Annotated in this window: 20 protein-coding genes and 1 riboswitch; of the genes, 8 read left to right on the top strand and 12 right to left on the bottom strand. The window is 70.0% G+C overall.

Translation table 11 applies throughout. The features are described 5' to 3' along the window. Positions 1-143: 143 nt before the first annotated feature. Positions 144-235: riboswitch (glycine riboswitch) on the bottom strand. A gap of 103 nt (positions 236-338) precedes the next feature. The 7 genes from CLV71_RS35175 to CLV71_RS35140 all read right to left on the bottom strand — a co-directional run bounded on the left by CLV71_RS35175 (position 339) and on the right by CLV71_RS35140 (position 5,016). Continuing rightward, positions 339-896: a MerR family transcriptional regulator gene (locus tag CLV71_RS35175; RefSeq protein ID WP_133907225.1), complete on the bottom strand. Its 558-nt coding sequence runs from the start codon at positions 894-896 to the stop codon at positions 339-341. A gap of 145 nt (positions 897-1,041) precedes the next feature. After that, on the bottom strand, positions 1,042-1,515 hold the full coding sequence (locus CLV71_RS35170; protein ID WP_133907224.1) for a bifunctional nuclease family protein: 474 nt from the start codon (positions 1,513-1,515) through the stop codon (positions 1,042-1,044). Positions 1,516-1,669: 154 nt separating this feature from the next. Beyond that, the gene (gene ftsR, locus CLV71_RS35165; RefSeq protein ID WP_133907223.1) at positions 1,670-2,365 is read right to left on the bottom strand and encodes a transcriptional regulator FtsR; all 696 of its coding nucleotides are present in this window, start codon (positions 2,363-2,365) and stop codon (positions 1,670-1,672) included. A gap of 59 nt (positions 2,366-2,424) precedes the next feature. Then, positions 2,425-2,871 carry a glycogen accumulation regulator GarA gene (gene garA, locus CLV71_RS35160; protein WP_133907222.1) on the bottom strand — a complete coding sequence of 149 codons (447 nt, stop codon included), beginning with the start codon at positions 2,869-2,871 and terminating at the stop codon, positions 2,425-2,427. Between the two features lie 82 nt (positions 2,872-2,953). After that, a complete protein-coding gene (gcvH, locus tag CLV71_RS35155) occupies positions 2,954-3,337 on the bottom strand; it encodes a glycine cleavage system protein GcvH (protein ID WP_133907221.1) in 384 nt (127 codons plus the stop codon). Beyond that, positions 3,334-3,969, bottom strand: a complete 636-nt coding sequence (clsA, locus tag CLV71_RS35150; protein ID WP_133907220.1) for a cardiolipin synthase ClsA — start codon at positions 3,967-3,969, stop codon at positions 3,334-3,336. The genes gcvH and clsA overlap by 4 nt, the downstream gene beginning before the upstream one ends. A gap of 234 nt (positions 3,970-4,203) precedes the next feature. Continuing rightward, entirely contained in the window at positions 4,204-5,016 is an 813-nt protein-coding gene (locus CLV71_RS35140; RefSeq protein WP_133907218.1) for a class I SAM-dependent methyltransferase, read from the bottom strand. Positions 5,017-5,131: 115 nt separating this feature from the next. Between CLV71_RS35140 and CLV71_RS50240 the strand changes: the two genes are divergently transcribed. Beyond that, on the top strand, positions 5,132-7,918 hold the full coding sequence (locus CLV71_RS50240; protein WP_166664394.1) for a helix-turn-helix transcriptional regulator: 2,787 nt from the start codon (positions 5,132-5,134) through the stop codon (positions 7,916-7,918). A 3-nt stretch (positions 7,919-7,921) separates the two neighbouring features. On the opposite strand, the gene CLV71_RS35130 is transcribed toward CLV71_RS50240, so the two are convergent. Further along, on the bottom strand, positions 7,922-9,571 hold the full coding sequence (locus tag CLV71_RS35130) for an MFS transporter (RefSeq protein ID WP_133907330.1): 1,650 nt from the start codon (positions 9,569-9,571) through the stop codon (positions 7,922-7,924). A gap of 265 nt (positions 9,572-9,836) precedes the next feature. Next, a complete protein-coding gene (locus CLV71_RS35125; RefSeq protein ID WP_133907216.1) occupies positions 9,837-10,037 on the bottom strand; it encodes a hypothetical protein in 201 nt (66 codons plus the stop codon). 150 nt (positions 10,038-10,187) lie between these two features. On the opposite strand from CLV71_RS35125, the gene CLV71_RS35120 reads away from it, so the two are divergent. The 5 genes from CLV71_RS35120 to CLV71_RS35100 all read left to right on the top strand — a co-directional run bounded on the left by CLV71_RS35120 (position 10,188) and on the right by CLV71_RS35100 (position 16,208). Next, the gene (locus CLV71_RS35120) at positions 10,188-11,012 is read left to right on the top strand and encodes a crotonase/enoyl-CoA hydratase family protein (protein ID WP_133907215.1); all 825 of its coding nucleotides are present in this window, start codon (positions 10,188-10,190) and stop codon (positions 11,010-11,012) included. 12 nt (positions 11,013-11,024) lie between these two features. Continuing rightward, a complete protein-coding gene (locus tag CLV71_RS35115) occupies positions 11,025-12,734 on the top strand; it encodes an AMP-binding protein (protein ID WP_133907214.1) in 1,710 nt (569 codons plus the stop codon). A 116-nt stretch (positions 12,735-12,850) separates the two neighbouring features. Further along, entirely contained in the window at positions 12,851-14,392 is a 1,542-nt protein-coding gene (locus tag CLV71_RS35110; RefSeq protein ID WP_133907213.1) for an MFS transporter, read from the top strand. Continuing rightward, complete coding sequence (locus tag CLV71_RS35105; protein WP_133907212.1) at positions 14,373-14,987, top strand: TetR/AcrR family transcriptional regulator; 615 nt, start codon at positions 14,373-14,375, stop codon at positions 14,985-14,987. Before CLV71_RS35110 ends, CLV71_RS35105 begins: the two co-directional genes overlap by 20 nt. Positions 14,988-14,996: 9 nt before the next feature. Then, positions 14,997-16,208, top strand: a complete 1,212-nt coding sequence (locus CLV71_RS35100; protein ID WP_133907211.1) for an MFS transporter — start codon at positions 14,997-14,999, stop codon at positions 16,206-16,208. Here CLV71_RS35100 and CLV71_RS35095 read toward each other — a convergent pair. Both CLV71_RS35095 and CLV71_RS50505 read right to left on the bottom strand, forming a co-directional pair. Next, positions 16,182-16,550 carry a DoxX family protein gene (locus CLV71_RS35095; protein ID WP_133907210.1) on the bottom strand — a complete coding sequence of 123 codons (369 nt, stop codon included), beginning with the start codon at positions 16,548-16,550 and terminating at the stop codon, positions 16,182-16,184. The genes CLV71_RS35100 and CLV71_RS35095 overlap by 27 nt on opposite strands. Further along, positions 16,547-17,470, bottom strand: coding sequence for a nitroreductase/quinone reductase family protein (locus CLV71_RS50505; protein ID WP_133907209.1), 924 nt, complete (start codon positions 17,468-17,470; stop codon positions 16,547-16,549). The genes CLV71_RS35095 and CLV71_RS50505 overlap by 4 nt, the downstream gene beginning before the upstream one ends. A gap of 71 nt (positions 17,471-17,541) precedes the next feature. Here CLV71_RS50505 and CLV71_RS35085 point away from each other — a divergent pair, with 71 nt between their 5' ends. Continuing rightward, on the top strand, positions 17,542-18,198 hold the full coding sequence (locus CLV71_RS35085; protein ID WP_133907208.1) for a hypothetical protein: 657 nt from the start codon (positions 17,542-17,544) through the stop codon (positions 18,196-18,198). 593 nt (positions 18,199-18,791) lie between these two features. Here CLV71_RS35085 and uvrB read toward each other — a convergent pair. After that, positions 18,792-20,930 (bottom strand): excinuclease ABC subunit UvrB, encoded by a 2,139-nt coding sequence (gene uvrB, locus CLV71_RS35080; RefSeq protein ID WP_279588776.1) that lies wholly within the window; start codon positions 20,928-20,930, stop codon positions 18,792-18,794. Positions 20,931-21,033: 103 nt separating this feature from the next. Here uvrB and CLV71_RS35075 point away from each other — a divergent pair, with 103 nt between their 5' ends. Next, positions 21,034-21,540, top strand: a complete 507-nt coding sequence (locus tag CLV71_RS35075; RefSeq protein ID WP_166664393.1) for a ribonuclease FAU-1 family protein — start codon at positions 21,034-21,036, stop codon at positions 21,538-21,540. The last annotated feature ends 23 nt before the right edge of the window (positions 21,541-21,563 follow it).

Below are 21,563 nucleotides of genomic sequence, written 5' to 3'. Positions count from 1 at the left end.
CGCCTCCGGGGCGTGGGGTGGGCATGTCCGTGTCTGCCCTCCCCCTCTGTCCCCGCACGCTATTCGGTGCGCCTGAGAGCTTCGTCCAGGGTCAGTGGACTTGCACCTTCGGCGGGCCATGCCTGGCCGCTTTCCAGAGGCGTCTCACCCGTGCGGTTCGGGTGCCTGAGAGGTTCCGGGGAGGATTTGCTCCTTCGGCGCCGAGCCGGGGCTCGGACTCTCCCGCACGGGATCTGCGACTACGAGGCAAGGGTACCCCCGCGAGCCCGCGTCACTCCTGGAAGGACACGAACGTAACGCGACCGACCAACGACCGGCTGACCAGCCCGAACGGGAGGTCAGCCCGCGTTGCGGGCCTTGCGGCGCGCGGTCAGCTCGTCGTCCGTCATGGTCTCGACGATGCCGCCGTCCGCGCGTTCGGCCGGGAACTCGTGGATCGTGCCCTTGATCTCCTGCATCGCGCCGGAGACGGCGATGCCGAAGACGCCCTGGCCGCCCTGGAGCAGGTCCACGATCTCCTCGGGTGAGGTGCACTCGTAGACCGTCGTGCCGTCGGAGAAGAGGGTGATCCTCGCGAGGTCGGCGACGCCCCTGCGACGGAGGTGGTCGACCGCTACCCTGATGTTCTGAAGCGATACACCCGTGTCCAGCAGGCGCTTTACCACCTTCAGGACGAGGATGTCCTTGAACGAGTACAACCGCGCGGAACCCGAGCCCTGGGCACTGCGGATGGTCGGGGCCACCAGCCCCGTCCGCGCCCAGTAGTCAAGCTGGCGATACGTGATGCCGGCGATCTGACAAGCCGCGGGCCCGCGGTAGCCGACGAGCTCGTCCGGTCCGGAAGAGTCCGGAAACAGCTCACCCTGCTCACCGGTGACGGGACCATCCTCGACCACGCCTGCCTCCAGTCTCCTGCCACACGCCCGAGCCTGAAAACCACAGGCTCGTAACACGACGGTAGGTCGGCGGGGCAACAGGGTCAACGCGACGCGCGGGCAACAGGTCGCAAACCTAAACCTGTTGTGGAGACTTTGTTACCGATCAGGTATCCGCGCCGCGAAAGTCTTCCGGTGAGACGCTGTCGAGGAACTCGCGGAACTTCTCGACCTCGTCCTCCTGCTCGTCCGGGATGATCAGCCCGGCCTCCTGCAGGACGGAGTCCTCCGCGTGGATGGGTACGCCGACCCGCAGCGCGAGGGCCACCGAGTCGCTCGGCCTCGCGGACACGCGGATGTCCCCGTCGAAGACCAGCTCCGCGAAGAACGTGCCCTCGCGCAGGTCGGTGATCCGCACCTGCTCGAGCTCTCGTCCGAGCGCGCCGATCACGTCCTTGAGCAGGTCGTGTGTCAACGGCCTCGCCGGACGCACCCCCTGCTGCTCCAGTGCGATGGCTGTCGCCTCCACTGAGCCGATCCAGATCGGGAGGTACCGCTCCCCTTCGGTCTCGCGCAGCAGCAAGATCGGTTGGTTTGCCGGCAGTTCCACCCGCACGCCCACGACTCGCATCTCGCTCATCGGGTTCGCCTCCCTCCGCAAGCTCAGCGAGGATATGCACCCACGTCATCGAGGATCGCGTATCGCTGACCACGACGCTACCCGCCATCCGGTTCCGACGCTTGTGTAATCCTGCGACGTTCGAGTATCAACTGGGCACAGACTGATCTTCAGACTACTTGCCGGTGATGCCCCGCAGTCCGGCCTTCACCAGAAGTGTGTGCAGGCCAACTGACAGTGCCGCCAGCTCGCGCACGGTCTCGTCGGCCTGTCCGCCCTTGCGCATGGGGGCGACGATCTGTCCGACCAGCCCCACCTCGCGGTCGGCCGCCGCACGGAAGCCACGCAGGTGGCGGGGCTCGATACCGAACGCGGACAGCGCCTTCGCGGTCGTGGCGATCTGCGCGGACACCGTGTCGTAGAGGCCTGCCTCGCCCGGTCTGACCAGGCCGTAGTCCTCGAGTGCGGCCAGCAGGGACACGTCGATGCCGGAGGTCTCGAGCAGCTCCTCACGGGTCATCCGCCGGATCGGCTGCTCGACGAAGTCCTCGGCGGTCGGCAGACCATCGGCCGGCACGGCCCGCAGCACCCTGGGACGGGCCGTCGACTCGTCGGCGGCGTCCAGCTGCTCCTTGATGACCTTCAGGGGAAGATAGCGGTCCCGCTGCGCGGCGAGGACGAACCGCAGCCGCTCGACGTCGGCGCCGGTGAACTGCCGGTACCCCGAGGCCGTGCGTGCCGGTCTGACCAGACCTTCCGCCTCCAGGAAGCGGATCTTGGAGATGGTGACGTCCGGGAACTCCTCACGAAGACGGCTGAGCACCGCACCGATGCTCAGCCGGTCGCCGAGTGGCCTTCCGGCCGCCGTCACACCTATACCTCCGCGGTATTCGTCTGGCTCGCTCCGCCCGCCGCCGACCGCTCAGTGCGCTATCGCGCGTTGGCGCCGGTCAGGAAGACCAGGCGGAACTTGCCGATCTGCACCTCGTCGCCACCCGCGAGAACGGCCGAGTCGACCGGCTCCCGGTTGACGTAGGTGCCGTTGAGACTGCCGACGTCGATCACCACGAACTCCCCGCCTTCACGCCGGAACTCGGCGTGCCTGCGGGAAACCGTGACATCGTCGAGGAAGATGTCGCTGTCGGGGTGCCGGCCCGCACTCGTCGTGTCGCGGTCGAGCAGGAAGCGGGAACCCGCGTTGGGCCCGCGCTTGACCACGAGGAGAGCCGAACCTGTCGGCAGGGCGTCGACACCGGCGACCGCAGGTTCCGCTGGCGGCTGCTCGGTCCCCTCTGTGTCGAGGAAGTCGGCCCGGAACACGGAAGTCCGCTCCGGCGACTGCTCCGGCGGCACGCCGGGCCCGTCGTTGGTGCTCACCTGAGCTCTCCTCCTGCTGATGCTGAATGTCCCTGGCCAACCTACCGTGCGCGATCGGCGCCCCTGGAGTTGACTCCCCGGATCAGTCTTTCTCGGTCAGCTCCTGGTAAGCGGCCGCGTCCATGAGGTCGTCCAGGGCGCCCAGATCCTCGGTGTTGATCTCCACGATCCACCCGTCGCCGTAGGGGTCGGAGTTGACCAGCTCCGGGGACTCGTCCAGCGCGTTGTTGACCGCGACGACGGTGCCGGTGACGGGCGAGAACAGCTCCGAGACGCTCTTGGTCGACTCGACCTCGCCGAACGGCTCACCCGAGGTCACCGCGGCGCCGACCTTGGGCAGCTCCACGAACACGACGTCGCCGAGCTGGTCCTGGGCGTAGGCGGTGATGCCGACACGCACGGTGGTGCCCGTCGTGGCGACCAGCCACTCGTGCTCTTCGGTGTACTTGAGGTCTTCCGGCGTCACTGAACTTCCTCCGCGCTCGGGGTTTGGCCGAAGCTTAGAGGTGTGGGACCAGCGGTGTCCGCACGCAGTGCCGCGCGTGTCTGCACCAGGTAGAGCAACCCCGACCAGACGAACAACGCGCTGCCCCAGACGACGAACGCGTAGGCGAACGGGCGGGCGACCGTGGCGAAGTCCGACGCGCCCTGCGCGACCAGCAGCAGCGGCATGGCGTACATCAGGTTGAAGGTGGCCGCCTTGCCGATGTAGGTCACCTCCGGCGGCCCGTACCCGGCTCTGCGCAGCAGCCAGATGCAGACGGCCACCAGCAGGTCCCGACCGACCAGGACCAGCGCGAACCACAGCGGGATGATGTCGCGCAGCACGAACGCGACCACGGTCGCGAGCGTGTAGAGCCGGTCGGCGGCCGGGTCGAGGATCGCGCCGAGCCTGCTGGTCTGGTCGAGCAGGCGGGCGATCTTGCCGTCGGCCCAGTCGGACACCCCGCTGTAGACCAGCACGGCGAGCGCCCACCCGTCGGCCTTCGGGCCGAGGAGCAGCCACAGGAACACGGGGACCAACGCGAGGCGGATCACGCTCAGCACGTTGGGGATGGTGAGCCACCGGTCCGGGAGCTCCTCGGCCTGGTTTGCCATGCCCGGAGCGTATTCGCCGGTCAGCGGGTGGCGCGGGTCAGGCTCCAGCCGTGCCTGCGCAGGTCCGCGTCGGTCAGCGACCGGGGCCTGCCCCTGTCGTCGACGCCGACCCAGCGGGCGTCCTCACGCACGAGGGCGTGTCCCTCGCACCACACCACGCGCCCTGGCGTGGTCGGAATCGATGACGCGGTGGTCGTGACTGTCTTGCTCAATGTCCTCACTACCTGTAGTTGATCAATCCCTCCCGCTGTCCTGATCGGATACCGAGGCCGATTCGTTATCCGGCCGATGGCCAGACGACCACGATGTGGACTCCCCTGTCGCGGCCACGGCGTAGCGGAAGGTCTTCGGCAGGCACACGGTGCCGTCCGGGGCGACGTTGCCGGACACCGAGTCGGCGAACGCCTCCCGGACCGCGGCCTCCCCGACCGCGCCGATCGCCGAGAGCATGTCCTCGCAGGTCAGCATGGCCCGCCACGCGGCGGCGGAGTTGGGGAAGGTGGCGGTGAACCGGACGTTCCCGCCGCCGCGGACGGTCAGCCCGGCGGCGGCCAGCTCGGCGGCCGGGTCGTCGTCGGTCTCGGGCGGCAGCAGCGCGAGCCGGCGCAGGTGACCCGCGAAGGTCTCCGTCCAGCAGCCGCGCGGCCGGGCCCACGTCCCGACCGCGACGAGACCGCCGGGGCGAACCACCCGCGCCGGCTCGGCGAGGACGGCGCTCCCTTCCGCGGTCCTCGTGGTGACGACGTCGAACGTGCCGTTGTCGAACGGCAGCGCGTCGCCGGGTTCGGTGAGCCGCAGGTCCGCGTCCGGCAGCGCCCAGCGCGCGACCTCCAGCCTGGTCACCGCCGAGTCGGTGCCCGCGACCAGCGCCCCGCGACGCTGCGCCGCCCGCAGGAACGACCCGACCCCGCACCCGACGTCGAGCAGGCACCGCCCCTCGAGCGGCCCCAGCGCGGTCAGGACGGCCTGGTGCAGCGGCCGGTGCTCCCGCTCCGGCAGCGGCGGCCAGTCCCGTCCCCCCTCCCGCGACGTCGTTGCGGCGATCATGTCGTCCCCCCTGCATCTCACCGGCACCAATGCTGCTCCGGTCGGTCGGGCGGCACATCGGGCATTGCCTCAGATCCGCCGGAGCCACGCCTTAGGCCGGACGCATACTGTCCCGGTGTCACGACGGGTCTCGGTGCCGGAGCTGATCGGCAGGCGGAGCGAGCTTGCCGTGCTCGGCGACGCCCTGGCCGACGCGGCGGCCGGGTCCGGGCGGCTCGTGCTGGTCGAGGGCGACGCCGGGGTCGGCAAGACCCGGCTGGTGGCCGAGTTCGCGGACAGGGCGGCGCGGGACGGCGCCACCGTGCTGTCCGGCGGCTGCCCGCAGCTCGAGGCCGACATCCCGTACGCGGCGTTCGACGAGGCGCTGCCGGGGACCTTCTTCACCGGCAGGGCCGACCGGGCGAGTGAGTTCCGCCGGGTCGCCGAGACCATCGCGGGTGCGGGCAGGCCGGTCGTGCTGGTGCTCGAGGACCTCCACTGGGCGGACGCGTCGACGCGGGACCTGCTCGTCTTCCTGCAGCGTGCGCTGCGGCACGCGCCGGTGCTGCAGATCGGCACGCACCGCAGCGGCGAGGTCGGCGGCGACCACCCGGTGGCGGGCATGGTCGCCGAGCTGGCACGCCAGCCGCACGCCGAACGGCTGCGGCTCGGACCACTGGACCCCGCCGAGACGACCGCGCTCGCCAGAGGACTCCTCGGCGTCGAGCCGGGCCGCGAGATGGTCAGGGTGCTGCTGTCGCGTGCCGAGGGCAACCCGTTCTTCACCGAGGAGCTGATCGCGGCGTGGCCGGCGCGCGGCGGGGTGCCCCAGACCGTGCGGGAGGTGGTGATCACCCGGCTCGCGCGGCTGACCGAGGGCGCACGGGAACTGTCGCGGCTGGCGTCGGTGATCGGGCGCACGGTGTCCCACGACCTGCTCGCGGAGCTGGCGGAGCTGTCCGAGGTGGACATCGGCGGCTCGGTCCGCGACCTCGTGCACCACGGGCAGCTGGTCGCGGGCGAGGACGGCTACGCCTTCCGGCACGCGTTGATCCGCGAGGCGATCTACGCCGACCTGCTGCCGGGTGAGCGGCGGACCGCGCACGCCAGGGTGGCGCGGCTGCTGGCGGCCCGGCCGACACCGGTCGCGGAGCTGGCACACCACTGGGACGCGGCAGGCGAGGTGGACCAGGCGCTGGTCGCGTCGGTGCGTGCCGGTGAGTCGGCGAGCGCGGCGTTCGCGCCCGCCGAGGCAGGCGCGCACTACGAGCGCGCGCTGCGGCGGTGGCGGGAGGCGTCCGCGCCGGAGGAGCTGACCGGCCTCGACCTGGACACGCTGCTGGAGCGCGCGGCGGCGGCAGCCAGCATGGCGAGCCGCAACCGGCGGGCCGTCGAGCTGACGCGGGAGCGGCTCGCGCTGCTGGACCCCGAGGCGTTCCCGGAGCGGGTCGCGCTCGCCAACGCGGAGCTGGCGCACCGGGCGTGGGCGTCGGCGGACTGGCCGCTCGCGCGGTCGGCGAACCTGCGTGCGCTGGAGCTGATCCCGGCGGACTCCCCGGAGCGGGTGGCGATCATGGCGCACCGGGCGGGTCTCGCGATGCTGTCGTCGCGCCACCGCGACGCGCTGCGGTTCGCACACGAGCTGCTGCCGGAGGCCGAGGCCGCGGGCGACACCTTCTCCTACGCCAGGGGCGTGATGGTGCTGGCGATCTCGTCGATCGGCACCGGCCACGTCGAGGAGGGGCTCACCTACCTGCGCAGGCACCTCGCACTGGCGAACGAGACCAGGATGCCGCGCCTGCTCGGCGTCAACTACGCGAACCACCCCGAGGCGCTGGTGTGGGTGGACCGACCGGAGGAGGCGCTGACGCTGGCCCGCGAGGGCATCGCGCGGGCTGCCGAGTTCGGCTTCGACTTCTACCTGCTGCTGATCGTGGGCAACCAGGTCAGGGCGCTCGCGGAGCTGTGCCGCTGGGACGAGGCGCTCGATGCGGCCGACGACCCGGTCGACCAGGGCGCCGACGCGTTCACCCGGCTGCCGATGGACCTGGCACGCGCGGACCTGTACCTGCGGCGCGGCGACCGGGCCTCGGCTGCCGTACTGCTCGCCACGTGCGCCGACGTGCTGACGGGCCAGGACGACGTGCAGCACGGCACCGAGCTGTCAGCGCTCCAGGCACTGCTCGCCGCCCGGGAGGGCCGGTGGGCGGACGCGCGGGCGGCGGCCGGGGAGGGGCTGCGGGTGGCGCAGTCGGCGGACAACCAGCACCGGGCGGCCCGGGTGCTGGCGGTCGGGCTGCGGGTCGAGGCGGACGCGGGCCTGCCGGACAGCCCGGCACACGCCGACGCGCTCCTGTCGGCCGGTGAGGCGCACCTCGCGGCGATGGCGGCCGACGGGGCGCTGCTGCTCGCGAGGACACGCCGCTACCTGGCCCTGGCGCGGGCGGAGCACTCCAGGGTGGCGGCGCCGTCACCGCAGGCGTGGGCCGAGGTGGCCGAGGTCGCGGCACACGACCGCCACCTGCTGGGCTACGCCAGGTTCCGCTTCGCCGAGGCGGTGCTGCTGACCCGGGGCGCACGTCAGCAGGCGGTCACCGCGCTGGCCGAGGCGAGTGCCGTCGCGGCGTCGCTGAAGGCGTTGCCGCTGGCCGAGGACGTCCGGGCACTGGCGGAGCGGGCGCGGCTCACGCTGCCCGAGGTCGCCCCGGCGCCCGCCGGGGAGGACCCGGACGGGCTCACGGCACGCGAGGCGGAGGTGCTGGCGCTGGTGGGTCTCGGCCGTACGAACGCCGAGATCGCCGACGAGCTGTTCATCAGTGTGAAGACGGCGAGCGTCCACGTGTCGAACATCCTGCGCAAGCTCGGCATGCGGAGCCGGATCCAGGCCGCGGCGGTGGCGCAGCGCCGCGGCCTGTCACCCTGAGACTCAGGAGGCGGCGGGTATCGCCTGCTCCCCGACCACCGGCTCGGCCACCCCGACCTTGCCGCTGCGCGGCCTGCCGAACCAGGACGCCGCCGCCGCGATGAGGCTCGCGATGATCGCGAACCAGAACGCGATGTGCAGGCCGTCCGCGAACGGCTGGGTGACCAGGCTCGGGAAGAAGCTGTGCCCGGTCAGGAAGCTCGCCTGGTCCGGTGGCAACGACCCGAGGGAGTTGCCGAGGAGGTGCTGGATCGGGTTGTAGCCGAGGAACGCGGCGAACAGGACCGCGACCGCGGGCAGCTGCGCCAGCTGGTTGGCCGCGTCGGCCGGGACGCCGTGGGCGGTCAGGCCGGTGCTCATGGCCGTGGGCAGGGTCTGCGAGAGGCCCGCGATGATCAGGCTGAAGAAGATGCCGATCGACAGGACCATCGCCGAGTTCTGGAAGGTGGCGGTCATGCCGGCACCCGCGCCGCGTGCGTTGCCGGGCAGTGCCGACATCACCTCGGCGCGGTTCGGCGAGGTGAACATGCCCATGCCGACCCCGTTGACGACCAGCAGCGCGGCGAACATCGGGTACGGGAAGTTCACCGGCAACTCGGTCAGCAGGAAGAACGTCAACGCCGTGATGATCATGCCGCCGGTGGTGAAGAAGGCGGCGCCCCTGCGGTCGGACAGCAGTCCGGACAGCGGTGCGGCGATCAGGAAGCCGACCGTCATCGGCAGCATGTAGATGCCCGCCCAGAGCGGGGTCTGCTCGTAGGAGTAGCCGTGTTGCGGCAACCAGATGCCCTGCAGCCAGATGATCAGGATGAACTGGAGACCACCCCGGCCGAGTGAGGCCATGAGGTTGGCGATGTTGCCGAGCATGTAGACGCGGATCCTGAACAGCTTCAGGTTGAACAGCGGGTTCTCGACCCGCTGCTCGATCCAGGCGAACACGCCGAGCACGACCAGTCCGCCGATCAGCGCGGTCAGGACGAACGGGCTCGTCCAGCCCATCGAGTGGCCGCCGTAGGGCTGGAGGCCGTAGGTGATCGCGACCATCACCGCGATGAGCCCGATGGCGAAGGTGATGTTGCCGCCCCAGTCCATGCGCGCCCGGTGGCGCTTCGAGGTGTCGTGCAGCTTGACGTAGGCCCAGATGGTGCCGATCACGCCGAAGGGGACGGACACGAGGAAGATCCAGTGCCAGTTGATCGGGGCGAGGACACCGCCGACGACCAGGCCGAGGAACGACCCGGCGACGGCGGCGACGCCGTTGATGCCCAGGGCGAGGCCACGCTGGTTGGTCGGGAACGCGTCGGTGAGGATCGCGCTGGAGTTCGCCATCAGGAAGGCGCCGCCGATGCCCTGGACGACACGCCAGCCGATGAGCCAGAGCGCCGCGGCGTCCCCGGTCATCCACGTGACGGCCAGCAGGATCGACGAGACCGTGAAGATCAGGAAGCCGAGGTTGTACATCCTGGCCCGGCCGTACATGTCCCCGAGACGCCCGAAGCTCACGACCAGCACGGCCGTGACGATCAGGAAGCCCATGATCATCCACAGCAGGTAGCTGGTCTTGGCGGGGTCGAGCGGGTTGATCCCGATCCCGTTGAAGATGTCCGGCAACGCGATCAACACGATCGAGGAGTTGATCGTCGCGATCAGCATCCCCAACGTCGTGTTCGACAACGCGATCCACTTGTAGTGCGGGCCAAGTTCGGCGAGCGACCGCACACGAGACACGATTGTGCCCCCCTTCGCACAGGTTCCACAGCAAGGCTAACGCAGATAGTTCACGTCGCTAAAGACTTTGTGGTGAGGAGGACAGTGAGACGCAAGTCCCAGCCGGCCCCGGTGCACTGAAGGACGCCTTCGTAACGCTGGACGTAAGGAAGGCGTCCTTCAGTGCACGGGCGGCCGGTCGGTGGTGCGGTCAGTCCGCGCGATGGCGGCGTCTCGGGGTGGGGCGCTGTTCCCCCTCCGCCGCTGTCGAGGGCTCCGGCTGGGCCTGTGACGCGGTCGAGGGTGGCACCGGAGGAGATGACGGGCTCGAGGCGTGCTGCTCCGCCCGCTGCGCCATCTCACGCAGCAGCTGGTCGAAAATCGGCGTCGACATCACGTTTTCCCGTGCCATTCGCGCCCTCCTTGACATGAGGATCCGCCTGAGCCGGACGGTAACGCCCAAGCCGGCCCAGACTGCCAAACCTCGGCCGACACGATCGGGGGAACTCTGTGGTCAGTAGGACATACTGCGGGTAAAAGCCGAACGGATGAGGATGGCAGCATGACCGACAACCTGGTCTCGCTGAAGGTGGATATCGCGGACGGGGTCGCGGACGTAACACTCCTCGGCCCGGGCAAGGGCAACGCGATGGGCCCGGACTTCTGGCGGGAGCTGCCGATCGTCTTCGGCGAGCTCGACCGGGACGACGCCGTCCGCGCGGTCGTGCTCACGGGCAGTGGCGCGAACTTCACCTACGGTCTCGACCTGCCCGCGATGTCCGGCGACTGGGCGGGCCTGCTCGGCGACCGCGCCCTCGCGAAGCCGCGCACCGAGTTCCTCGGCAAGCTGCGCAGGCTCCAGGACGCCGTGACCGCCGTCGCGGCGTGCCGCAAGCCCGTGATCGCCGCCGTGAGCGGGTGGTGCATCGGCGGTGGGGTCGACGTGATCGCGGCGGCGGACGTGCGGCTGGCCAGCGCCGACGCGAAGTTCAGCGTCCGCGAGGTCAAGGTCGCGATCGTCGCCGACCTCGGCAGCCTGCACCGGCTCGCCGGGATCATCGGCGAGGGGCACCTGCGTGAGCTCGCCTACTCCGGCAGGGACATCGACGCGGCGCGGGCCGAGAAGATCAACCTGGTCAACGACGTGTACCCGGACCAGGAGGCGGTGCTCGCCGCGGCCAGGTCGCTCGCCGCCGACATCGCGGCCAACCCGCCGCTGGTCGTGCAGGGTGTCAAGGACGTGCTCAACAACCAGCGCGAGCACGACGTGGCCGCCGGGCTGCGTTACGTGGGGGCCTGGAACGCCGCGTTCCTGCCCAGCGAGGATCTTGGTGAGGCGGTGCAGGCGTTCGTCGAGCGGCGGGCACCGAAGTTCAACGGCGAGTAGGAGGCAGACAAGGTGAGCAGTGGGGCCACCGAGACGTTCCGCGCGGCACGGGACTTTCTCCTCGACCACAGGACCGACTACCTCCGCGCCACCGCGGAGTTCGACTGGCCTGCCCTGACCGAGTTCAACTGGGCGCTCGACTGGTTCGACGTGGTCGCCGCGACCGAGCCGACCGCGAGCAGGCCCGCGCTGTGGATCGTGGAGGAGGACGGCAGCGAGCTGAGGTGGACGTTCGCGGAGGTGTCCCGCAGGTCCGACCAGGTCGCGAACTGGCTGCGCGCGAACGGGGTCCGGCGCGGCGACCGGATCGTCCTCATGCTCGGCAACCAGGGCGAGCTGTGGCTCACGATCCTCGCCGCCATGAAGCTCGGCGCCGTCCTGATCCCGGCGTCCACCCTGCTCGGCGCCGCCGACCTGCGGGACCGGGTGGAGCGGGGCAGGGCCGCGCACGTGGTGGTGCGGTCGGCCGACGCGCCGAAGTTCGCCGACGTGCCCGGTTCCTACACCCGCGTCGCCGTCGGCGAGCCGGTCGACGGGTGGCTCGACTTCGCCGACGCCGAGCGCGAGCCCGCCGGGTTCTCGCCGGACGGCGTGACGAACGCCGACGACACGCTGCTGCTGTACTTCACCTCGGGCACGACCGCGCGGCCGAAGCTCGTGACGCACACGCACGTGTCCTACCCGGTCGGCCACCTGTCCACGATGTACTGGATCGGCCTCGAACCCGGCGACGTGCACCTCAACATCTCCTCCCCGGGCTGGGCGAAGCACGCGTGGAGCAACGTGTTCGCGCCGTGGAACGCCGAGGCGACGGTGTTCATCCACAACTACACGCGCTTCGACGCGCTCGGCCTGATGAGTGTGATGGACCGGTGCGCCGTCACGTCGTTCTGCGCGCCCCCGACCGTGTGGCGGATGCTGATCCAGGCCGACCTGAACGCGCTGCGGACACCGCCCGTCAAGGTCGTCGGGGCGGGCGAGCCGCTCAACCCCGAGGTGATCGAGCAGGTCAGCAAGGCGTGGGGCGTGACGATCCGGGACGGCTTCGGTCAGACGGAGACGTCCGTGCAGGTCGCGAACACGCCCGGCCAGCCGGTGAAGCCGGGGTCGATGGGCCGCGCGCTGCCCGGGTTCGGCATCGCGCTGATCGACGCGGCGGGCGTGCCGAGCGACGAGGGCGAGATCTGCGTCGACCTGTCGAGGCGGCCGGTCGGGCTGATGACCGGGTACGCCGACGACGAGGAACGCACGGCCGAGGTCATGCGCGACGGCTACTACCACACGGGTGACGTCGGGGCCCGCGACGCGGACGGGTACATCACCTACGTGGGGCGGTCGGACGACGTGTTCAAGGCGTCGGACTACCGGATCTCGCCGTTCGAGCTGGAGAGCGTGCTGATCGAGCACGAGGCGGTCGCCGAGGCGGCGGTCGTCCCGTCGCCGGACCCGATCCGGCTCTCGGTGCCCAAGGCGTACGTGGTGCTGGCCGCCGGCCACTCCCCCGACGCCGTCACGGCCCGGTCCATCCTGGCCTTCGCCCGCGAGAACCTGGCGCCCTACAAGCGGATCCGCCGCCTGGAGTTCGCCGAGCTGCCGAAGACGATCTCCGGCAAGATCCGCCGCGTCGAGCTGCGCGGCCGTGAGCACGACGTCCACGCCGACCCCGAGACCCGCGTGGCGGGCGAGTACCGCGAGGAGGACTTCCCCGACCTGCGGGACTGACCTCCCGAGCACCGACGCGCGAGCCCGGCGGGCTCGCGCGTTCTATTTGCTAGCCAACTCGAATTTGACAGTGTACTTTCATTTTCGTGTTGACTGTCGAAAGGTGGCGTACTCTCATGTCGGTCGAAGGGAACCGCCGGTGGTGGGCGTTGGGGGCGCTCAGCCTTGCCGTGCTTGCCGTGGCCCTGCCCGCGACGATCCTGTCCGTCGCGCTGCCGACGCTCGCCCGCGAGCTGGACGCGAGCGCCGCCGAGCTGCAGTGGTTCGTCTCCGCGTTCACGCTGATGCTGGCGGCGGGCGTGCTTCCGGGCGGACTGCTCGGTGACCGTTTCGGGCGGAAGAAGATGCTGGTCGTCGCCCTGCTGATCTACGCGGCCGGGTCCGTGTTCGCGGCCGTGGCCACCAGCCCGGGGATGTTCATCGCGGCGCAGGCCGTGCTCGGTCTCGGTGGCGCGTTCGTGATCCCGCTGGTGCTCTCGGGGCTGACCGTGATGTTCACGCCGGAGGAGCGGCCGAGGGCGATCGGGATCTGGTCGGTCGCGAACTTCCTCGCCCTGCCGCTCGGGCCGATCGTCGGCGGGTGGGTGCTCAGCAACCTCTGGTGGGGCTGGGTCTTCCTCATGAACCTGCCCGTACTCGCGGTCGCACTGGTCGCGGTGGTCGTGCTACTGCCGGAGTCACGCAGTCCCCACCGGCCCGCACTCGACCCGGTCGGCATGGTGGCCTCCAGCGCGGGGCTCGCGGCACTCACGTTCGGGGTCGTCAAGGCCGGTCAGGACGGCTGGGGTTCGGCGGGCGCGCTCGGCGGGATCCTCGGCGGTCTGGCGGTCCTCGTCCTGTTCGGGCTGTGGGAGCGGAGCCGGGGCAGCCGCGCGCTCGTCGACCTGCGCCTCTTCCGCGACGAGCGGTTCCTCTGGGGCACGGTCATCGCCGGGCTCGGCGTGTTCGCGTTCTTCGGCGTGCTGTTCGCGGCGCCGCAGTACTTCCAGGGCGTGCTCGGCACCGACGCGATGGGCAGCGGCATCCGGCTGCTCCCCCTGCTCGGCGGCATGATGGTCGGCGCGGGCAGCGCCGACCGGATCGCCACGCGGCTCGGGTCGAAGATCACCGTCACGATCGGGTTCGCGATCCTCGCGGGCGCGCTCGTGCTCGCCACCGCCACCACCGTGGCCAGCGGCTACGGTCTCGCGGCAACGTGGACCGCACTCGGCGGACTCGGCGCGGGCCTCGCGCTGGCCACGGCGTCGAGCGCGGCGCTCGCCACCATCGACGCCGACCGCGCGGGCGTGGCGTCCGCGTTGATGCAGGCCGTGCAGAAGCTCGGCTCCCCGCTGTCGGCGGCGATCCTCGGCAGCGTGCTCAACGCCGGCTACACCGCCCACCTGACCCTGACCGGACTGCCGGCGCAGGTGCGGGACGCCGTCCGGGACAGCGTGTTCGCCGGCGTCGCGGTCGCCGAGAAGGCCGGCTCCGCCGCGTTGCTCACCGAGGTGCGGACGGCGTTCGTCGAAGGGCTCTCACAGCTGGCGTGGGTGGCGGTCGGGATGGCTGTCCTCGGTGCCCTGTTGACCCTGCTCTTCCTGCCCGCACGCGCGACCCGGGTCGCCATCACGGCCCCACAACCAGCAGAATCGGGTCATGACGTCGTTGTTCGGTAGAGCCGCCGAGACCGGGGCGGGCGGGCTGCGCGAGCGCAAGAAGGCGAGGACGAAGATCGCCATCCAGTCGCACGCGGTCCGCCTGTTCCGCGAGCAGGGCTACGCGGCGACGACCGTCGAGCAGGTCGCCGAGGCGGCCGAGGTGTCGCCGAGCACCGTCTTCCGCTACTTCCCCACCAAGGAAGACCTCGTCGTGCACGACGACTACGACCCGGTGATCTACGCGGCGTTCGAGTCGCAGCCACCGGAGCTGAACCTCATCCAGGCGTGGCGGGCCGCGATCCGCGAGGCGTTCGCCCAGATGACGCCCCGCGACGTCGAGATCCAGCTCGACCGGGGGCGGCTGCTGCTGTCGGTGCCGGAGCTGTGGGGCGCGACCCTGCACGGCACCAGGGAGACGCTGGAGATCATCACCGACCTGTCCGCCGCACGCGTCGGCACCTCACCGGAGGACCCCGCGCTGCAGGCGACCGTCGGCGCGATCTTCGGCGTGCTCCTGACCGCGGCACTGAACTGGGTCAGGACCGAGGACCCGAAGATCCTCTCGACGCTGGATGCCGCACTGGTACGCCTGGACGAGGGTCTGCTGCGGTAGAACTCCCGTATGGGGGTTTTATCGCATGCGCGGTTCCGCTGGCTCGCGGCCGCGCGCACGACCGGGTTCCTCGGCAACGCCGTGGCGCCGATCGCGCTGTCCTTCGCGGTCCTCGACCTCACCGGCTCGGTGGGCGACCTCGGTTTCGTGGTGGGTGTCCGCGCCATCGCGAACGTCGTGCTGCTGCTCGCCGGCGGGGTGCTGGCGGACCGGCTGCCGAGAGCGTTGCTGCTGCAGGGTTCCAGCCTCGCCGCGGCGGCCACCGCGGCACTGATGGCGGCCTCGGTGGTGGCGGGCTTCGCGTCGGTGCCGCTGCTGGCCGCCATCGGGCTCGTCAACGGCGCGGTGGCGGCGGTCGCCCTGCCCGCGTCCTACTCCATCACGCCGGAAACCGTGCCGCCGGAACAGTTGCAGCCGGCCAACGCACTGCTGCGGATCGGCACGAACTCGGCCGCGATCACGGGGGCCTCACTCGGCGGCCTGCTGGTGGCGTCGGCCGGACCGGGCTGGGCGATGGCGGCCGTGGCCGTGGTTTTCACGCTGGAGGCACTCGGCTACGTCCGGGTCGGCGGCGAACGGGTCGTGCGGCCCCGCGCCAACCCGCTGGCCGAACTGCGTGAGGGCTGGACGGAGTTCGTGTCACGGAGCTGGGTGTGGGTGGTGGTGCTGCAGTTCATGATCGTCAACGCGGCGGTGGTCGGCGGCGCGCAGGTCCTCGGCCCGGTGGTCGCGGACGAGACGTTCGGACGCGCGGCGTGGGGCCTGTCGCTGGCGTGCCAGACAGCGGGCGCGGTGGTCGGCGGCATCCTGGCGGCACGGTGGCTGCCAAGACGGGCACTGCTGTTCGGCGTGGCGCTGGTGACGTTGGCCGCGCCGCCCCTGCTCGTGCTCGGCGTGGTGCCGCACCTCGCGGTACTGATGCCCGCCATGTTCCTGTGTGGACTGGCACTGGAGCAGTTCACGATCGCGTGGGACCTGTCGCTGCAGGAGAACGTGCCGGGCGACCGCCTCGCCCGGGTCTACAGCTACGACATGATCGGCTCGTACATCGCGGTGCCGGTAGGCGGTCTGGCGACAGGCCCGATCGCGTCGGCCGCCGGCACGGGGCCCACCCTGGTCGGCTGCGCGGTCCTGATCGTGGTCACGACGCTGGTCGCCCTGGTGAGCCGCCAGATCCGCACGTTGCGTCGAGGCTCAGAGGTCAGCGAACCGACCCCATGAGACGAGGAGCGCGACCACGAGGATGCCGATGTTCGTCGAGATGGCCTTCGGCTCACGCAGCCGCGCGTGGACGGTCGCGGCAAGCACCATGACGACACCGAACCCGGCCGCGGCGACAGGCGTGAGGACCCGGGCGATCCCGGTGGCCCACGGCAGGATGACCCCGACCACGCCGAGAAGCTCGGTCACACCCGCCACCCGCATGAACGGCAACGGCACGATCTTCGCGGCCGTCTGACCGGTCTCGACCATCCGCTCCGCACTCTGCGTGGACTTGAGCGACCCGGACAACGCGAAGATCCCGGCGAGCACGATCTGCCCGATCCAGAGAAGGACGTTCATACCCGAGTGGACGAAACCTCCACAGGAGACGTGACAGGTTCGAGCACCAGGACGGGGATCTGTCGGTCGATCCCGCGCTGGTAGTCGGCATAGTCCGGATAGGCGTCCACGGCCCGCCGCCACCAGAGCGCCTTCTCGTCCCCGAACACCTCACGCGCCAGGAACCGACGGGTCACCGTACCGTCCTGCAACTCGACGGCGGGCTCGGCAAGCAGACTCGGATACCACTGCGGGTTGGTCGGTTGAGCACCGTTGGAAGCGACGGCGGCGTAGCGCCCCTCGTGCTCGACACGCATCACCGGAGTCTTGCGAAGCTTGCCGGACCTGGCGCCCCGATAGGTCATCAACACCACGGGCCGGTCGCTCATCGTGACCCCGTCCGTCGTGCCGGTACGCATGATCTGCTCGACGTGCTCACGCACGAACCCCAACGCGCTGGGTTCGTAGTCACGGTCCTGCTCGACGAGTCCGGCCCGACCGTGTGGATGGCGCCTGGAGTCCACGTTGCCGGTCAACGTGTTGAGGATGCCGGGAAGGCCCGCCACAGTTTCGGCGGGCAGACCGGCAACAGTCTCCTCCCCGAGAGCGCACCAAAGCTCCTTGATCCGACCGACCAACGCAATGCCGCTGTCGGTGAGTTCGACGACGCTGGCGCGCTTGTCGGAGGGAGCGGGCGAGCGACGGATGTGACCGGAGGCGTCGAGCTTGCGGCTCATGAGCGTGACACTGGGCGGCTCACACCCGAGGGCGTCGCTGAGCTGGGCCTGGATCATCGGCCCGGTCCTGGCGAGTTCGAGCAGGAGCGCCTCCTGCCCAGGATGCAGCCCAAGCGGGGCAAGAAGGGCAGCGGCCCTGGCCCGATGACGCAGGCTCAGGAGACGGATGGCCTGGTTGATGGCGTCGGCTTGCTCGAAGTCCACAGTCACTCCTTGACGAAACTAGTTATGCGCATAATGTTATGCGCATAACTACCTCCAGGGAAGAGGCGCCGATGACAGCCCTCAAGCACGAAGACCTCTTCCGCGAGGCCTGGCACGACCCCACCTCGACCCGGTACGAACTGTCCCCACTCGACGTCAACAAGGTTCTCGAGGACAGGTACGTCCTCGACGAGCCGCTGGTGTTCACCCGAGCCATGCTCTGGGACCTGGAGACCCGCAAGGCCCGTCACCCGGACGTCTTCATCCCGGGGGTGGTAGCCGCAGGCAGCGCGGCGGCCTGGGGCAACGAGGACGTCTTCGCCCGCAAGTCGACACAGCGCCTGTGGCTGGCCCCGGAAACCTACGGACTGGTACTGGAACAGACCAAACTCGACCACGACGCACAAACCGTCACGTTCATCGGAACGACCGAACACCGAGGCCCAGACGGCGACCTCCTGCGGGCGACAACCGCCCAACCGATCTTCCACGTGGAGCACTCGGTCGGCGGCACCGAAACCCAACCGCTGAACCTCTGGCGCACAGTCCACCGCACAGCCACACCAGACGCCCGACTGATCACGACGTTCGCCAAGATAGAAGCAAACCCACGACTACCCGAACACATCGAGATCTACATCCGACACATCCTGGGAATCCCCCTGACCTACCGCCCAGAAGTCTCCGCAAAGTGCGACGGGCCACACCCAAACGACGGAGGGCGATGAAGGGCTGAAGACCCCAGACAGGTTCGCCGCCCCAAACCGGGGGTGACTGGGGAGGGTTGGGTAGGGGGTGGGTTGGCAGGGCCTGGTTGGGGTGGCGTTGTGTCGGGGAGGGACATGCATCGGCACCCCAGCTCCGGCTCTGGCTCCCGCCCCGCTCCGCCTTTGACTCTGGCTCCGGCTCCCGGCCCCAACTCCGGCCCTGACTCTGACTCTGGGCCTGGCTCTCGGCTCCCGGCCCCGCTCTGGCTCCGGGCCTCGCTCTCGGCTCCCGGCCCCACTCTGGCTCTGGCTCTGGCTCTGGCTCTGGCTCTGGCTCTGGCTCCGGCTCCGGCTCCGGCTCCGGCTCCGGCTCCGGCTCCGGCTCCGGCTCCGGCTCCGGCTCCGGCTCCGGCTCCGGCTCCGGCTCCGGCTCCGGCCAAACTCAACCAGTCCTTGCCCACCGACCCCCCACGCCCAACTCTCCCCACACACCCCGACCCGGCCCCGGCCCCGGCCCCGCACAACCTCAACCGGCCCTGCCAACCCAACCCCCTACCCAACCCTCCCCACGCACCCCGGCCCCGGCCCGCCCCCGCCCACAACCGACAACCCAACTACTTGACCCCAGCAGCATCCATCCCCCGCAACTCCTTCTTCAGATCAGCGATCTCATCCCGCAACCGAGCCGCCAACTCGAACTGAAGATCACGCGCCGCGTTCATCATCTGATCGGTCAACTGCTGCACCAGATCCGCCAGCTCCGCCCGAGCCATCGACCCGACGTTCTCCTTGACGTAAACCCCGGAAGAACGACCACCCGGCTCCCCCGCCGCCCGACGACCACGGGACGCGTTACGACCCGACCCACCGATCGGAACCGACTCCGTCGAGCCGTCCTCGGCCTCGTTGTACACACGGTCCAGGATGTCGGCGATCTTCTTCCGCAACGGCTGCGGATCCAGGCCCCGCTCCTCGTTGTACGCGATCTGCTTCGCCCGACGACGGTTGGTCTCGTCGATCGCGTGGCGCATCGAGTCCGTGATGCGGTCCGCGTACATGTGAACCTGGCCCGACACGTTCCGCGCCGCACGGCCGATCGTCTGCACCAGGCTCGTGCCGGACCGGAGGAACCCCTCCTTGTCCGCGTCCAGGATCGACACCAGCGAGACCTCCGGTAGGTCCAGCCCCTCACGCAGGAGGTTGATGCCCACCAGGACGTCGAACTCGCCGAGCCGCAGCTGACGCAGCAGCTCCACCCGCCGGAGCGTGTCCACCTCCGAGTGCAGGTAACGAACCCGGATGCCCAGCTCCAACAGATAGTCGGTCAGGTCCTCCGACATCTTCTTCGTCAGCGTCGTGACCAGCACGCGCTCGTCCCGTTCGGCACGCACGCGGATCTCGTGGACCAGGTCGTCGATCTGGCCCTCCGTCGGCTTGACGATGACCTCCGGGTCGATCAGGCCGGTCGGGCGGATCACCTGCTCCACGAACTCGCCCGCGGTCTGGCCCATCTCGTACGGACCCGGCGTCGCCGACAGGTACACGGTCTGGCCGATGCGGTCCTGGAACTCCTCCCACGTCAGCGGGCGGTTGTCCATCGCGGACGGCAGGCGGAAACCGTGCTCCACCAGGGTGCGCTTCCTCGACATGTCGCCCTCGTACATGCCGCCGACCTGCGGCACCGTCACGTGGGACTCGTCGATGACGAGCAGGAAGTCCTCCGGGAAGTAGTCGAGGAGGGTCGCTGGGGCGGTGCCGGGGCCGCGGTAGTCGATGTGGCGCGAGTAGTTCTCGATGCCCGAGCAGAACCCGACCTGGCGCATCATCTCGATGTCGTAGCTCGTGCGCATGCGCAGGCGTTGCGCCTCCAGCAGCTTGCCCTGCTTCTCCATCTGGGCCAGCTGCTGCTCCAGCTCCGCCTCGATCCCCCTGATCGCGCGTTCCATCCGCTCCGGACCCGCCACGTAGTGGGTCGCCGGGGAGATGCGGACCGAGTCGACCTGCCTGACGATGTCGCCGGTGAGCGGGTGCAGGTAGTACAGCGCCTCCACCTCGTCGCCGAAGAACTCGATGCGGACGGCCAGCTCCTCGTACGCGGGGATGATCTCGACCGTGTCGCCGCGCACCCGGAACGTGCCGCGGCTGAAGGCCACGTCGTTGCGGGTGTACTGGGTGTCGACCAGCGCACGCAGCAGTACGTCCCGCTCGACCTCGTCGCCGACCGCCAGCGCGATCGTGCGGTCCAGGTACTCCTGCGGGCTGCCCAGGCCGTAGATGCACGACACCGAGGCGACCACGATCACGTCGCGGCGGGACAGCAGGCTCCACGTCGCCGAGTGGCGCAGGCGCTCCACGTCCTCGTTGATGGACGAGTCCTTCTCGATGTAGGTGTCCGTCTGCGGGACGTACGCCTCCGGCTGGTAGTAGTCGTAGTAGCTGACGAAGTACTCGACCGCGTTGTTCGGGAAGAACTCGCGCAGCTCGTTGGCCAGCTGGGCGGCCAGCGTCTTGTTCGGCGCGATCAGCAGGGTCGGGCGCTGCAGCCGCTCGATCAGCCACGCCGTGGTCGCCGACTTGCCCGTGCCGGTGGCGCCGAGCAGCACGATGTCCTTCTCGCCCGCGTTGACGCGGCGCTCCAGTTCGTCGATGGCCGCGGGCTGGTCGCCTGCCGGCGCGTAGTCGCTGACCATGCGGAAGCTGCCGTCGGTGCGGGGGATGTCACCGATGGGTCGGAACTCGGAGTTAGCGGTCACGGTTGCCACGACAAAGAGGTTACGCCGGGGGTACGACAGTTTTGGTTCGCGCAGGTCAGAGCATGTTCGGGCCGTTGGGCGGCGGTACTGGCAGGCTGGGGTCGTGACCGACCTGCACCCACCGAAGATCGAGCTGTTCGACGTCGCCGCGATGACCAACACCGACCCGAAGGGGATCGTGCGGGTGGTCGACCGCTACGAGACCACCGACTTCGGCCTGTACATGGGGCGGCCGGTGGAGGGTCATCCCCACATCGGCTACTTCCGGTCGTGGCTGCTGCCCGGCCACGGCCTGCGGATCGGCCGCTGGCTGCCGCACCCCGGCCAGACGCTCGGCCACGACGTGTACATCGACATCGTCGACGTCGAGCGCGGACCGGTGTGGCGGACCACCGACCTCTATCTGGACATCCTGGTGCGCGACCGCCGGGACCTCCGCGTGCTGGACACCGACGAGGTCCTCGAGGCGCACACCGCCGGGCACCTCGACCGGGTGACGGTCGAGCGCGCGTTCGAACGGACCTTCACAGCGGTGGACGGGATCGCGGCAGCGGGGTACGACGTCGAGGCATGGCTCGACATTCCCCTGACCTGGGACGACAAGGTCTAGCGAGAGCGCCACGCACGGTCAAT

Origin of the sequence: Actinophytocola oryzae (genome assembly GCF_004364325.1) — a bacterium.
Classification (GTDB): domain Bacteria; phylum Actinomycetota; class Actinomycetes; order Mycobacteriales; family Pseudonocardiaceae; genus Actinophytocola; species Actinophytocola oryzae.
The sequence above is the reverse complement of the archived record's forward strand: the minus strand, read 5'-3'. Positions and strand labels throughout refer to the sequence as shown.